This window comes from Rhizobium sp. YJ-22 (assembly GCF_029601685.1).
In the GTDB taxonomy this organism is placed as follows: Bacteria; Pseudomonadota; Alphaproteobacteria; order Rhizobiales; family Rhizobiaceae; genus Metarhizobium.
In genome coordinates this window covers 24,034-37,229 of record NZ_JARRIR010000024.1, presented here as the reverse complement: position 1 = coordinate 37,229, position 13,196 = coordinate 24,034, and the positions used below count along the sequence as shown (strand labels likewise).

The 13,196-nt window shown below is 60.7% G+C and carries 13 protein-coding genes and 4 pseudogenes; 8 read left to right on the top strand and 9 right to left on the bottom strand.

Features of this window, described 5'->3' with window-relative positions; translation table 11 throughout:
- Positions 1–61: 61 nt before the first annotated feature.
- The 3 genes from P7F60_RS28580 to P7F60_RS28570 are packed head-to-tail and all read right to left on the bottom strand — an operon-like array spanning position 62 to position 2,438.
- A complete protein-coding gene (locus P7F60_RS28580; RefSeq protein WP_277920940.1) occupies positions 62–700 on the bottom strand; it encodes a tyrosine-type recombinase/integrase in 639 nt (212 codons plus the stop codon).
- Entirely contained in the window at positions 697–1,635 is a 939-nt protein-coding gene (locus P7F60_RS28575; RefSeq protein ID WP_113731144.1) for a tyrosine-type recombinase/integrase, read from the bottom strand. The genes P7F60_RS28580 and P7F60_RS28575 overlap by 4 nt, the downstream gene beginning before the upstream one ends.
- Entirely contained in the window at positions 1,632–2,438 is an 807-nt protein-coding gene (locus P7F60_RS28570; RefSeq protein WP_277920939.1) for a site-specific integrase, read from the bottom strand. The genes P7F60_RS28575 and P7F60_RS28570 overlap by 4 nt, the downstream gene beginning before the upstream one ends.
- 514 nt (positions 2,439–2,952) lie before the next feature.
- Between P7F60_RS28570 and P7F60_RS28565 the strand changes: the two genes are divergently transcribed.
- The 6 genes and pseudogenes from P7F60_RS28565 to arsH all read left to right on the top strand — a co-directional run bounded on the left by P7F60_RS28565 (position 2,953) and on the right by arsH (position 6,471).
- Positions 2,953–3,306: a helix-turn-helix transcriptional regulator gene (locus P7F60_RS28565; protein ID WP_113731142.1), complete on the top strand. Its 354-nt coding sequence runs from the start codon at positions 2,953–2,955 to the stop codon at positions 3,304–3,306.
- Entirely contained in the window at positions 3,300–3,743 is a 444-nt protein-coding gene (gene arsN2 / locus P7F60_RS28560; RefSeq protein WP_113731140.1) for an arsenic resistance N-acetyltransferase ArsN2, read from the top strand. Before P7F60_RS28565 ends, arsN2 begins: the two co-directional genes overlap by 7 nt.
- A 15-nt stretch (positions 3,744–3,758) precedes the next feature.
- Positions 3,759–4,286 carry an arsenate reductase ArsC gene (locus P7F60_RS28555; RefSeq protein WP_113731138.1) on the top strand — a complete coding sequence of 176 codons (528 nt, stop codon included), beginning with the start codon at positions 3,759–3,761 and terminating at the stop codon, positions 4,284–4,286.
- Positions 4,286–5,340 (top strand): annotated as a pseudogene (gene arsB / locus P7F60_RS28550) (ACR3 family arsenite efflux transporter). Before P7F60_RS28555 ends, arsB begins: the two are co-directional and overlap by 1 nt.
- Positions 5,341–5,342: 2 nt before the next feature.
- Positions 5,343–5,768: an arsenate reductase (glutaredoxin) gene (gene arsC / locus P7F60_RS28545; RefSeq protein WP_113731134.1), complete on the top strand. Its 426-nt coding sequence runs from the start codon at positions 5,343–5,345 to the stop codon at positions 5,766–5,768.
- A complete protein-coding gene (gene arsH / locus P7F60_RS28540) occupies positions 5,761–6,471 on the top strand; it encodes an arsenical resistance protein ArsH (protein WP_277920938.1) in 711 nt (236 codons plus the stop codon). The genes arsC and arsH overlap by 8 nt, the downstream gene beginning before the upstream one ends.
- Positions 6,472–6,475: 4 nt before the next feature.
- Here arsH and arsK read toward each other — a convergent pair whose 3' ends face one another.
- On the bottom strand, positions 6,476–7,678 hold the full coding sequence (gene arsK, locus P7F60_RS28535) for an arsenite efflux MFS transporter ArsK (RefSeq protein ID WP_113731132.1): 1,203 nt from the start codon (positions 7,676–7,678) through the stop codon (positions 6,476–6,478).
- Complete coding sequence (locus P7F60_RS28530; protein WP_277920937.1) at positions 7,671–8,030, bottom strand: metalloregulator ArsR/SmtB family transcription factor; 360 nt, start codon at positions 8,028–8,030, stop codon at positions 7,671–7,673. Before P7F60_RS28530 ends, arsK begins: the two co-directional genes overlap by 8 nt.
- 42 nt (positions 8,031–8,072) lie before the next feature.
- Here P7F60_RS28530 and P7F60_RS28525 point away from each other — a divergent pair.
- A pseudogene (locus P7F60_RS28525) lies at positions 8,073–8,590 on the top strand (DUF6428 family protein).
- On the opposite strand, the gene nhaA reads toward P7F60_RS28525, so the two are convergent.
- The 3 genes from nhaA to P7F60_RS28510 all read right to left on the bottom strand — a co-directional run bounded on the left by nhaA (position 8,573) and on the right by P7F60_RS28510 (position 11,575).
- On the bottom strand, positions 8,573–9,769 hold the full coding sequence (nhaA, locus tag P7F60_RS28520; RefSeq protein WP_277920936.1) for a Na+/H+ antiporter NhaA: 1,197 nt from the start codon (positions 9,767–9,769) through the stop codon (positions 8,573–8,575). The pseudogene P7F60_RS28525 and the gene nhaA sit on opposite strands and share 18 nt — an antisense overlap.
- Positions 9,676–10,662 (bottom strand): ArdC-like ssDNA-binding domain-containing protein, encoded by a 987-nt coding sequence (locus P7F60_RS28515; protein ID WP_277920935.1) that lies wholly within the window; start codon positions 10,660–10,662, stop codon positions 9,676–9,678. Before P7F60_RS28515 ends, nhaA begins: the two co-directional genes overlap by 94 nt.
- Positions 10,663–10,975: 313 nt before the next feature.
- Positions 10,976–11,575: a hypothetical protein gene (locus P7F60_RS28510; protein ID WP_277920934.1), complete on the bottom strand. Its 600-nt coding sequence runs from the start codon at positions 11,573–11,575 to the stop codon at positions 10,976–10,978.
- Positions 11,576–12,097: 522 nt separating this feature from the next.
- Between P7F60_RS28510 and P7F60_RS30860 the strand changes: the two are divergent.
- Positions 12,098–12,187 (top strand): annotated as a pseudogene (locus P7F60_RS30860) (PhnA protein); the annotation flags it as partial.
- Here P7F60_RS30860 and P7F60_RS28505 read toward each other — a convergent pair.
- Positions 12,186–13,184: pseudogene (locus tag P7F60_RS28505) on the bottom strand (IS701 family transposase); the annotation flags it as partial. The pseudogenes P7F60_RS30860 and P7F60_RS28505 overlap by 2 nt on opposite strands.
- Positions 13,185–13,196 lie beyond the last annotated feature (12 nt).

The window sequence follows — 13,196 nt, the reverse complement described above, 5'->3', positions numbered from 1 at the left end:
ATGCTGGCCGGAATGAAATCGGAATGGGTGGCCGGCTTCGTTTCGGAATCAATGGCCGGCTTCATCGGAATACGCACCCAATCCATGCCTGGATCAGCTTTGCCGTGTCGCGACGAAGGGGCGTGCTGCGTTCTTTTCGGCCCTTGCCGACACAACGGATGTGGGCGCCAGCGCCGAAGACTATGTCCCTGCAGCGCAAACTGATGAGTTCGGAAGCGCGCAGCCCGGTCTGAAGCGCAAGTAAGAGCAGGGCATGATCGCGACGCCCCACCCATGTCGTTCGATCTGGTGCCGCCAGAAGCGCCGCTATCTCCTCTGCGTCGAGGAACGTCACGCTTCGCTTGACGTATCGCTTGCTCGGCATCGAGAGAATACGCTGACAATGGAGAAGCCAGGTCGGATCGGCCATTGCGACGTATCGGAAGAATGAGCGGATCGCGGCGAGACGGGTATTGCGCGTTCTTGCCGTGTTACCGCGCGCCGACTCGACGTGGGTCAGGAAGTCGGCGACAAGATCGGCATCAATATCGTCGATCGTCAGCTTCGTGGGCGGTTTTCCATGCCTTGAGCCAGCGTAACGGACCAGCAGGCGGAAGGTGTCGCGATAGCCGGCGATGGTGTGTGGGCTTGCCTCCATTTGTGTGCAGAGCCGGTCGGTGAAGAAGTATTGGATGAGCGCGGGGAAGTTTGTCGCTTTCATTGCTCTTTCTCCGCCGAACTCATGATCCGGGCGGAAGCCAATTCCAGCAATTCTGGCACGGCTTCCAGATACCAATAGGTATTGGCGGGGCTTGCGTGACCAAGCCATGTGGTGAGCTTGATCATTTCGCGCCCGACGTCCTGGCCGGAACGATACCAGTTCAGCATCGTGCGAACCGCAAAGGTATGGCGAAGGTCATGGATGCGCGGCCCGCGTCCATGACGCTTTTGGCTTTGTCTCTGCCTCAAACCGATCTGCTGGCAGACCAGCGCGAAGTTATAGCGTGCGCCACAGTCGCCGAGGCGATGGCCCTCGCACGTGACGAACATCGCTTCTGACCTGCGACCCAACAACCTGTCCCGCTCACGGCCGTAGCGTTCGAGCTGCTGAACGACCGTTCGATCCAGCGGCAACAATCGTTCCTTGCCAAGTTTGCCGAAGCGAACACGAAGAACGCCGGTCTCGATATCAAGATCTGCCTGGTCGAGACGCAGGGCCTCGTTAATCCGAAGCCCTGTCACGGCAATCAGGCCGAAGAGCGTCGAGCAGGTCAACCCGCGCATGCCGTAAACCGAGGGCAACGTTTTGGTACGCTCGACAATCGCGAAGATTTCGGCGTCGCTGTAGATGTGTGGATGCACCCGCTGGACATGTGCGGGCACCAAGCCTTGGGGCGGAACCTCGTGTCGCGAATCCATCCCGTGCAACCAGAGGGCAAATTGACGGGCCACCCGGAAGCGAGCGCCCCGTGTTCCGGCACTGGCGGCGGGAAGGCTCTCCAGCCAGCGCATGATCAATCTGGTGTCGACATATTCCGCGCCGTCCTTGTCGGCAAAGGTGGTGAAGCGACGCAAGATGCGTTCTTCCGTGCTCAAATCGGCGCCCAGCCGTCGTCTGATGCTGAGGTAGCGCTGCTGTTCATCGAGAAGGCTCATCGTGCAGCCTCCGCAATCGGCCACGGCTGTGCAATGGAGCGCAAACCGTCCGTGTCGAGCTTTGCATAAATCATGGTCGTCGCGCGTGATCTGTGCCGCAACAGATCGCCGATCTCATCCAACGATGCCCCGGAGCGAACCAGGTTTGTCGCAAGACTATGACGCAGGACGTGCGTTCCTACATAGGGCGTCGGTGGCTTCACTCCGGTCGCCGCAAAAGCTTCCCGCAGGATCGAGTTGATGATCTGGCTGTCCTTAAACGGACGGTTGGGCGCTCGGTGACTGACGAACAGAGTCCGCGTTGTCGTTGAAGTCCGTTCCTCGCGCAAATACGTGCTGATCGCCTCTCCCACGTCTGGCGGGATTGGCAGCCGATCATGGCGTTGTCCTTTCCCGCGAACCAGAATCTGCCCGGTTCGCCAGTCGATGTCATCAAGCTGAACTGCCATAACCTCGGGTGCTCGCATGCCCAGCCTCGCCATCAAGAGCAACATTGCATGGTCGCGGGCGCCCCGCCGCGGATTGGTCGCGACCGATGCCAGAACGGCCTCCACTTCATCGGGCGACAGATAGCGCGGAAGTCTCGAGCCCCACGGCTTGTGTACCCTCGGTACGCAGAGTGCGAGGTTTGAGGTGGTGAGTCCTTGGGCGAACAAATACTGGAAGAAGCAACGCAGATGCGTGGATAGCGTCTTGTCGCGGTAAGGTGTCTTGCGCGCGATAACATGCTCCATGAACGCAACGACGTCGCGGGAGACCAGTGCGCCGAGATCGAGATCACCATCTCCGAAGCGATGAGCCAAGAAGATCGTGGGCTGAGCCCGCGTTGTCGCAATAGATAGATCTCGAGGTTGCCGAGAAGCTCGTGGCGTTCGGCCTCTGCCGCAGTGAGCGGTGGTCGCTCCGCCACGCCGATTTCGATCAGGTACTGGAAGAATCGCCTCGCAAGATTGGGAAGCTTGATCTGGGCTTTCGGCGCCATTGGCAATCGCAGTCCCAATTCGAAAGCAAGTTCCGCGGTCAGATCCGACGGTGCGATGCCCTCGATCTCCATCAACCTGCCAAGACGCCTCAGGTTGTGGCGATAATTTTCCAGTGTTACCGGCTTGTAGTTCTTGGCGGAGAGACTTTCTTCGAATGAGCCAATATAGCAATCGAGGCAATTGATCGTTTTGTTTAATGGTTCCATTTGGCGCTCCTCTTGTTGGAGCCACAAATTTCACCTCAAAACTGCTGTAATGTAATAGGCCCGCGATAGCGATCCGATAGCCGCGGTCGCGGTATTGACAACCATATTATATCCATTACTCTGGATATATGGAAAGCAGCAGCGCGATATCGGCCCTCGCGGCCTTGGCACAGAACACCCGACTTGAGACGTTTCGGCTGCTCGTACGGCACGAACCGGATGGCGTTCCTGCAGGGGAACTCGCGCGACTAATCGACGTGCCGCAAAATACGATGTCAGCGCACCTGGCTACATTGTTACGCGCCGGGCTTGTGAAGAGTGAGCGACAGAGCCGCTCGATAATCTACCGGGCTGACCTTGATGGCCTGCGCGATCTTACCTTGTTTCTGCTTAAGGACTGCTGTGGCGGCTCGACGGAACTCTGCGCCCCGCTCATCGCTCAGCTGACTCCCTGTTGCGCTCCGGAGGCGAAGCCGTGCTGAGCGGGATCCAACTGAGCGAGATAGCTGGCAGCGATCTGGATCTCCGCGCTACCCTCGTCGAAGCGGCGTTGCCAACAGACGATATCGAGGATGAAGGACGCACCTTCTTCAGGGCCAGTTCCAATGAAGGCGAGATTTACGGTTTTTCCGGAATTGAGCGCTGTGCCAGTGACGCTCTTCTGAGGTCGATAGTTGTGCTCCCCTCACATCGCGGCCGAGGCATCGGTCTCGATATCGTTGTGGCGACACTAGGCCGTGCCGGTCTTGGCAGCGACGTCTATCTCGCGACGACGACTGCGACCGCATTCTTTTCACGCATCGGGTTTGTTGAAGTCGCTCGCGACAGCGTGCCGTCAGCCGTGCTGGCCACCCGACAGCTTTCCTCAATCTGCCCATCCTCTGCGACGATCATGAAGCTGATCAAGCCGCCGAGCTAACCACGGACCAGAACCATGACTGACAAGACCTACAACGTGCTGTTCCTCTGCACGGGCAATTCCGCTCGCTCTATTCTCGCAGAATCCATCCTTAACAAAGAGGGCGACGGCCGCTTCAGGGCATACTCCGCTGGTAGCCAGCCAAAGGGTGAGGTCAACCCCCTTGCACTGAAGGAACTAGAGACGCTTGGCTATCCATCGACCGGTCTTTCATCGAAGAGCTGGGACGTGTTTGCCGCACCTGGTGCACCGGAGATGGATTTCATCTTTACGGTTTGCGACAGCGCGGCCGGCGAGGCCTGCCCCGTGTGGATCGGCCATCCGATGACCGCCCACTGGGGCGTCGAAGATCCAGCCGTGGTCTCCGGCCTCGACATCGACAAGCAACGTGCCTTCGCGCAGGCAGCCCGCTTTCTCAAAAACCGGATCCTCGCATTTGTAAACCTGCCGCTCGTCTCCATCGATCGACTGGCGCTGGAGACCAAACTCCGCCAGATCGGCGCGATGGAAGGTTCGACCTCGCCGCAGGGAAAGTCCGCCTGATGTCAACATTTGAACGATACCTGACTGGGTCTTCTTTTGCATCGCCGTTGGCGTTGCTCTCGGCCACCTGATGCCCGGCGTCTTCCAGGTCATCGGTAGCGCCGAGATCGCCAAGGTCAACATCCCCGTTGCGATCCTGATTTGGTTGATGATCATTCCGATGCTGCTGAAGATTGATTTCCGATCGCTGGCACAGGTCGGGTCGTACTGGCGCGGGATCGGTGTCACCCTGATCATTAACTGGGCGATCAAACCGTTTTCGATGGCTCTCCTGGGATGGCTGTTCGTTGGCTGGCTATTTAGGCCCTATCTGCCGGCAGACCAGATCGACGCTTATATCGCGGGCCTGATCATCCTTGCCGCGGCGCCCTGCACGGCCATGGTCTTCGTCTGGTCGAACCTGACACGTGGCGAGCCGCTGTTCACCCTCTCGCAGGTTGCCTTGAACGACGCGATTATGGTCGTGGCGTTCGCCCCGATCGTCGGCTTGCTGCTCGGCCTGTCAGCCATCACTGTGCCTTGGGCGACGCTTGCCTTGTCGGTTGCACTCTATATCGTCGTGCCTGTCATCATCGCCCAGGTGCTGCGAAGCCGCCTGACCGCTGATGGAACCACCCGCGCGCTCGATAGCTTGCTCGCCAGGCTTCAGCCGATGTCGCTTGGCGCATTGCTCGCCACGCTCGTGCTTCTCTTCGCCTTCCAGGGCGAGCAGATCATCGCCCAACCGGCCGTCATCGCATTGCTGGCCGTGCCGATCCTGATCCAAGTCTATCTGAACTCCGGTCTTGCCTACCTTCTGAACCGCATGGCAGGCGAGCGCCATTGCGTCGCGGGGCCATCGGCCCTCATCGGCGCCAGCAACTTCTTTGAGCTCGCGGTTGCCGCCGCCATCAGCCTTTTCGGATTTCAGTCGGGCGCGGCGCTCGCCACCGTCGTCGGCGTCCTGATCGAGGTGCCCGTCATGCTGTCGGTCGTCTGGATCGTGAACCGCTCGAAGGGTTGGTACGAGGCATCGCCCGCCGTCGCCCACAACGCTATCACCGAAAGACCCTGACTATGGACGCTACCATCTACCACAATCCGGCCTGCGGCACGTCTCGCAACACTCTGGCCCTGATCCGTGCGGCCGGGATCGAACCCACCATCATCGAATACGTGCAGAACCCGCCATCGCGCGAGCAACTCTCTACGATAATCGCAGATGCCGGTCTGACGGTCCGCGAAGCGATCCGTGAGAAGGGCACGCCCTATGCGGAACTCGGCCTCGACAATCCGGAGCTGACCGATGACCAGTTGCTGGACGCGATGATAGCCACCCCGATCCTGATCAACCGACCACTCGTCGTTACGCCGCTCGGCACCAGGCTGGCCCGCCCTTCGGAGGTCGTGCTCGACATCCTGCCAGCAGACGCCTTCAAAGGACCGTTCACCAAGGAAGACGGCGAGCAGGTCCTCGACCAGGAAGGAAAGCGCATTGTCTGAGACATTTCCCGCACTGCACGACGACCATCTTCAGCCGATTGCGCCAGAATCCCTTCGCCCGGCGTTCTCCACCCACAAGCCACGGATCCTGATCCTCTATGGATCGCTCCGGGAAGTGTCGTATAGCCGTCTGCTTGCCTTCGAAGTCCGTCGGCTGCTCGAACGCCTCGGATGCGAGGTGCGGATATTCGATCCTGCGGGATTGCCGCTCCCGGACGAGGCACCCGTCAGCCATCCCAAGGTGCAGGAACTCCGCGACCTGTCGCAATGGTCGGAGGGCCAGGTCTGGATCAGCCCGGAGCGCCACGGCGCGATGACAGGAATCATGAAGGCTCAGATCGACTGGATCCCGCTGTCGCTCGGCTCCGTCCGCCCCACCCAGGGCAAGACGCTGGCGGTGATGGAAGTCTCCGGCGGCAGTCAGTCCTTCAACGCTGTGAACCAGTTGCGCATCCTCGGCCGCTGGATGAGGATGATCACCATCCCCAACCAGAGCAGCGTCGCGAAGGCGTTTCAGGAATTCGACACCGATGGCCGGATGAAGCCGTCATCCTACTATGACCGCGTCGTCGATGTCTGCGAGGAACTGGTGAAGTTCACCATCATGACCCGCGATGCTTCTTCCTACCTCACCGACCGATATAGCGAGCGGAAGGAGGAGGCGGCCGAGCTGGAGAAACGGGTCTCGCTGAAGTCGATCTGACGGATCAGGCCGTTGCGGTGGCAGGCTGCCGGCAGGAGGCGGCCACCGCGACGAATGCCGCGATGCTGATCGCTCCGAGGCATGCGTTTGCGACGAGGGCGAAGCTCAGCCCGATATTCTCCATGGCCGCCGCGAACACGAAGGGCGCCCCGGCGCCAACCGCCAGACGGGCGGCCGCCATCTTGCCGGTGATCGCGCCATATCCGTCCGATCCGAACAGGTAAAGGGGCAGGCTCCCTTGCGCGATGCTGTTGATGCCGGAACCAAGCCCGAGGCAAATGGCGAAGGCGACCGCACCCGGCAGCCAGTTGCCCGTCATCAGAAGGATCAGGACGCCGAAGACGATCAGCACAGCCGAGAGCACGGCCAGACCCGGCGGCGACAGGTTCTTCCCAAAAACCATGTTGATCAGACGGCTCAGAACCTGCGCCGGGCCGAAGAGCGAGCCGATCACGACGGCGGCCGTGCCCAGCCCGATCGATCCCAGCATCGGCACCATATGGGCAAGGATCGCGGCGAGCGTGAAGCCAGAGAGCGCGAAGGCAAAGGAGACGATCACCATCGCGCGGCGCCGGGCGTGTGGCGGGATTGCGCCGATGACCGTCTCGCGCGGTCGGACCGCCGCGTCGCCTGCCTTCTTTCCGAGGCTTCGGATCCAGAAGTGCAGCGGCATGCAGATGAATAGGTTCAGCGCCGCAAAGACGAGATAGATCTCCCGCCAGGACAGATAGCCGGTGAGCGTCGCCGAGATCGGCCAGAAGATCGTCGAGGCAAATCCGCCGATCAGCGTCAGATAGGTGATGCTGCGAGAGGCTGTGCGGGGATCGCTCTCGACCAGCGCCGCGAATGCCGCCTGATACTGGACCATGCCGGACGAGACTTCGAGCAGGATGATGGCAATGGCGAAGATCGCGATCGAGGGTGACCAGGCGCAAAGGGCGAGCGTAAGTGCGGCAAGGGCAGAGCCGATCGTCATGATCGTGGCTGCGCCGATCCGGTCCATCTGCTTGCCGATATAGGTCGCCGACAAGCCACCGATGAACAGCGACACGGAGAACACACCAAACACTTCCGCCAGCGACAAGCCGAGATCCGACGCCATGCCGGGCGCCAGGATGCTGAAGCTGTAATATAGCGTGCCGTAGCCGATGATCTGCGTCAGGCCGAGAGCCGAGACGAGCCCAGCCGAGATTTTCGAGCTACGCAACGACGTCACTCTTGTCGGCCGGGATGCAGCAGTCGTCGGCGCGCTCGCCGTTCTCCCTGATCGCCGGATGACCAGCGCAGCAATCCTCCATCAGGAATTTGACGAGATCGGCGAGCGTGTCGTAACCGGCGGTGTAGATGATCGAGCGGGATTCCCTTCGCTGCGAGATCAATCCTGACCGCTCCAGCTCCTTCAAATGGAACGAGGCATTCGTGGCGGACACGCCCATGCGCTCGGCGATCACGCCTGCGGCCAGTCCTTCAGGCCCGGCCACGACCAACGCTCGGACGATGGCAAGGCGCGTCTCCTGAGACAGCGCCGCGAACGATGAAAGGGCTTGACGTTCATCCATACTTCAACAATCCTTGAACTATTGGATAGAGGGATAACCCACATGAACGCGATCGACAAGTCAGTTTCGACCGACATCAGTCTCGGCCATCTCCTCGATGTGCTTGCGGTGGCGCCGGATGCCCCGCTCATCTTCAGTTATGAGGGCCGTCCGGTTCGGGCTGGCTATCACGTCACCGAGGTGAAGGCTGGGCAGTTTTTGGCACTCGACTGCGGTGCGAATCCGGAAGCATGGTCGGAGATCTTCGTCCAACTGTGGGATATCGATGAAGATAGTCGGACACACATGCCGGCCGGCAAGTTCTCAGCGATTATCCGTAAGGTCGCCGACCATGTGCGGTTAGAGCCGACGGCAAAACTCACGTTCGAATTCAGCAACGAGAGCGGCCAATGGCCCTCTACTGCGCAGCCGCGCCTCGTTTGATCTCGGGGACATTCGAGGTCGAGCTTGCCGCTCGGCCCGCGAGTTGCAAACCGCTAAACCGATGGCTGGCTGAGGACAGGGCGGCAGAGACCATAGTCTGCTGCAGTCCTCTGCAAACATCATGCCGGGTGTCGTAACGAACGCCGACCGCTGATTGCCAACATCGCTGCACCTAATCCACCAGAGACGATCGAACCGAGCAAAATCCCGATCTTTACGTGGTCCTGGACGTTCGGATCGTCGAAGGCAAGCAGTCCGATGAACAGCGACATGGTAAAGCCTATGCCGCACAACATTGCCGTCCCCGCCATCTGGCCCCAGCCTGCCTGCGCCGGAAGCTGTGCTAGACCGAGTTTGACGAGTATCAGCACTATACCGAAGATGCCGACAACCTTGCCGAGGAACAAGCCGACCGCCACGCCCATCGTCAGTGGTTCGGCAAAGACATCTAGCGTCAATCCCGATAATGACACACCTGCATTCGCGAAGCCGAAAATCGGCACAACGATGAAAGCGACCGGCTTGTGCAAAGCATGCTCCAGCCGGTGCAGCGGAGACTCTGCAGGTGCCGCTTCCGGCGTTCCGGGTGTAACCTTCAGCGGAATGGTCAATGCCAGCATCACACCTGCAAGCGTCGCGTGAACGCCTGACGCGAAGACCAGTACCCAGAGCACCGCGCCCAAAACTAGATACGGCCAGAGTGCCGTTACTTTCATGCGATTGAAGATGACCAGGTTGCCCAGCACGATACCTGCACCCGCGAGCGCCATCAGGTTGAGGTCGGCAGTGTAGAAGACGGCGATGACAACGACGGCGCCTAGGTCGTCGATAATTGCCAGTGCCGCCAGAAAGATTTTGAGGGACGCCGGTACGCGGGAACCCAAAAGCGAAATGACTCCGAGCGCGAAGGCGATGTCAGTCGCCGTCGGGATAGCCCAGCCACGCAATGCCGTCGGATCGTTCCGGTTGAAGCAGACGTAAATGAGGGCGGGCACGAGCATACCGGCAGCAGCACCGGCGCCTGGCAGAATGCGACGGCTCCAGCTGGAAAGCTGTCCATCCAGCATCTCGCGCTTGATCTCCAGGCCGACCAGCAGGAAGAACACCGCCATCAACGCGTCGTTGACCCAGTGCTGCAAGCTAAGAGGGCCAATATAGACATGCAGTAAGTGGAAATAGGTTTCGGCCAACGGCGAATTTGCGACGACAATCGCGATAAACGCTACGGCCATGAGCACCAGGCCACCGGATGCCTCGTTGTCGAGGAACTTGCGCAGAGTTGAGTTTGTGCGGCCCTTTGGAACTGTCGAAGACATGGGTTCACGCTCCCTGTTTGGAAGTTGATCGAAGTCTCCGTCGATTTCGGGGGAACCCGCAGCGCACGCAGCACACGCCTGTCCAGTTTATAACCGTGCTGGCGGCAGGGTTCCAGTAAAACCGGCCAATTCCGTACCGATTTCTCGCCGCTGCGAACGATTTTGGTGATGCTGATGACCAATATTATGCCGATCGGACTCAATAACGGCCCCCAGGCAAGCGCCCTTTCCAAGTCATGCGGCATAATCCGGCTTACGGCATAATGGGTGACCTCATGACCCAGGACGGCGTAATAGCTTTCGGCATCCTGGAACGCCTCGAAACTCGGCATCTGAATGGTGTCGCTGGATGGTTGATAGAAGGCTTGCGATCCGCCATGTCGGATGACCGCGCCGGTATTGCCGAAGAAGCGGTCCGCATGGTCGATGCGCTCGAGCGGCTCTGCGATCGGTTCCGGGCGGCGATAGTAGTGATCCGGAAGCCCCTCGATTTGATCGCAATTGAAGACCGTGTACGCTTTGAGGAACGGAATGTCGCGCTCGACTTCGCCGCCACCCGCGTCCTTCTCGGTCTTCGTGAATCGGCTGGCATAGACCACGGTCGCGCCGCACTCGCCCTTGCGCACATGCGCGCCGAGCTCGTTTGCCTGGCGCAGCGTCATCCACGTCGCCGACATGAAGCCGCTGGCAATCCTCTCCGACCAGAGCAGGAGCACATTGAGCCCGGTGTATGGCTGGCCGTTATGGCGTAGCGGCCGGCTCACCCGGCCGGACAGGTTGCTGGCGCTCCAGGGCTGCACCCAAGGACGCACGCCCTTCTCCAGATCGGCGACGATGCGCTCCGTGATGCGTGTGTAAATGTCGGCGCGCGTGCTTTCTGATTTCCTGCTCATTTTCCAACCTCCGTTTTCCAAGAGGCCGCGCCCATCGCGGCCCCGTCGCGGAGGGCCGAAAGCAGGAGCGATCGGGGGAAGGCGCACCGAAACGGCCGCAACGCATGTGAAGGACGGCGTAGCCGTTGCGCCTTGCCGCCGGCTCCTGCAGGGCCGACGAACGGGACGGGGCTGCGATGCCGCCCCGCCCTCTTTTCGTCTTCCCTCTGTCTTCATGTTGAGCTTCACCCCGACGGTGACATAAAAATCGCCGCCTCAGCTTGAGGTGGCCTCCTCACGACGAAGGCGGAGCCGAAGCTCCGCCAGGTCGGCCTCAATCGAAGGCCGACATCTGCGCTGCGGCCGCCTTGCGGTCGAGCCTCTCGCCGGGATTGTCTACCGGCCTGTCAAAGGGCTTCCAGGTCTCTCCGACGATCTGCTCGTAGGCAGCGACTGCGCCTTCGGCGGCCATCCTCAGCGCATGGGCCTGAATGCCCATGTCGGCTGCGAATTCACGCTTGCGCTGGGCGGCGCTGTCATATCCGACGGGACCGTCGAGATCCTCGTCACGGGCATCAGTGGCACCCTTGGCGGTGGCGTCGCGCGCTTCGGTGACGGCCTTGCTGTAGAACTGGCCGGCGCCATGCGCCGATCCGACATAGGCGCCGACGATCCGCTGGAGATGGATCTGCATCGCCCGTTCGCCGAGGCCATCAGCAAGACCGGTTGCGGTCTCAACGATCAGGCGTTCGTGCATATCGCGGATGCCGTCGCTGTCGAGGATGGCCGTGCCGAAGCTTTCGGCGATCCGGAGCGCCTGCGCTTCGTCGGGGCATGTCAGGCGGACCATCTCGATGGTGGCGCCCTTGCGGAGCTGGACGACGCGCGCGGAGGGGCGGGAGGCTTGACGGGAAGAGGTTGCAGGCTTTGCCATGGTGGTATCCTTTTCGGTTTTCCCGAAGCGTTCGACCCCCTGGCCGTCCTGTCCTTCGGTGCGGTCGAAAGGAACCGGCGCAAGCCGGGCGTTTCAGGGTCCGGGCGGGCCAGATCGAGCGGAGCCGGTGCGCGGGCGAGCGGGTCTCCCAGACCTGCGAAGCCCGCGTGCCTGCTTTGCGACAAGCGGCATGCCCGGCCGCCCCGCGGCGCGACAGCGGCCTTGAAACGGACGGGCGCCGGTTCAGACGGCCACAAAAGCGAAGGACAGAACGGTCAGGGGCATTGACCCCGGATGCCAAAGCCGGAAAGGAAACCATGCAAGCCGCGCGCCAGACCTGTTCCGATCAACCGATGACCCTCGCGCGCTGATGCCTCGGCCGCTTCCGCTCCACCACGATGGATTGCCGACCTGCGGATGGCGTGGTGTGGACCGTCAGATTTGCTCTAGGCGCTATTCCACGATAGACACGCATCTGACATCACGACCGACAAATAGGTATTCCCCAAAGGAACACAGTCGATGGGCGAGCAGAACGACGACGATTACGTCTACGACCAAGCAACCGGCGAATGGCGTCCGGCATCAGAGATTTCCGCCGAGAAGGCAAAGTATCAGCAGGCAGATTGGACAAGTAGTATTTGCGTTCTCCGTTTGAGCGCCACTCACCGACCAGCCAAGCCTCTTCGCCGGGCATATGCTGTTGGCCCTTATCGAGGATGCGCTGTGGAGGTCCATCGGCAATACGTATACGTTTTGCGGCAAACCGCGCCGACAGACGGCCCTTCGTGCCTCGCCGCCAACTGACTGTCCTCCATCGCGCCTCCGCCAGGGTCGTTTCGGCCGCCACCGACAGGATATCCGGAATTGGATGCCGGCGCGGCCGACCATGGCCGGAAACCGGGAAGATCAGCGCGACATCATGAGGATAGACCTTCTGATGCTTGGGGATGCCGACCGCCCAGACGAGACCACGATCACTCAAACCTTGGCGGAATGCAGCCGACAAGCCATACCCGGCATCGGCAAGCACGACGCCGAAGCGCAGGCCCGCCGCTATCAGGCGGTCAATCTCCCCCAGGGCGATCTCAGGCTTGGTGCGTGGCTCCCGCATCGCCTCGGGCACGCCGGCCTTCAATAGCCGTGATGGATCCCCAGTCCAGCTTTCGGGCAGAAATAGCCGCAAAGCCACTGGCACGGGATCCTCATCTCGCGCCAGCGTCAGCGATACAAGCGTCTGGCAATTCGCTCTCTTACCCAGCATCGACGCATATTGCGGGGCGACGCCGACGGAATGCTCCCCTTTCTTCGGGAGAGCTGTGTCATCGATCACAAGGAATGCATCGTCTGCGCCGAGCATCCTATCCGCCTGACGCGCCAGTTCCAGACTGAGCGGTTCGTCGTCCCAGATACCATCGGAAATGAAATGATGGAGACGATCGTATTGTCCCGGAGCCAGGCGTGCGGCCATCGGCTCAATGCTCTTACGATCTCCGGGACCGATCAGACCAGCGATATAAAGCGGACACATTGCGCTGCGCTTCCTGTGCCCGAACCGATCGATAAACGGCTGTAAAAATAGCGAAAGTTCTGCGCTCATATCCGTCATCGGCACCTACAC

Bases quoted from the DNA above. Each gene is read 5' to 3' on its own strand.
- P7F60_RS28515 (WP_277920935.1), bottom strand. From the start codon at position 10,662: ATGAGCAGGAAATCAGAAAGCACGCGCGCCGACATTTACACACGCATC.
- P7F60_RS28575 (WP_113731144.1), bottom strand. From the start codon at position 1,635: ATGAGCCTTCTCGATGAACAGCAGCGCTACCTCAGCATCAGACGACGG.
- P7F60_RS28565 (WP_113731142.1), top strand. From the start codon at position 2,953: ATGGAAAGCAGCAGCGCGATATCGGCCCTCGCGGCCTTGGCACAGAAC.
- P7F60_RS28510 (WP_277920934.1), bottom strand. From the start codon at position 11,575: ATGGCAAAGCCTGCAACCTCTTCCCGTCAAGCCTCCCGCCCCTCCGCG.
- P7F60_RS28555 (WP_113731138.1), top strand. From the start codon at position 3,759: ATGACTGACAAGACCTACAACGTGCTGTTCCTCTGCACGGGCAATTCC.
- P7F60_RS28580 (WP_277920940.1), bottom strand. From the start codon at position 700: ATGAAAGCGACAAACTTCCCCGCGCTCATCCAATACTTCTTCACCGAC.
- P7F60_RS28530 (WP_277920937.1), bottom strand. From the start codon at position 8,030: ATGGATGAACGTCAAGCCCTTTCATCGTTCGCGGCGCTGTCTCAGGAG.
- arsC (WP_113731134.1), top strand. From the start codon at position 5,343: ATGGACGCTACCATCTACCACAATCCGGCCTGCGGCACGTCTCGCAAC.
- nhaA (WP_277920936.1), bottom strand. From the start codon at position 9,769: ATGTCTTCGACAGTTCCAAAGGGCCGCACAAACTCAACTCTGCGCAAG.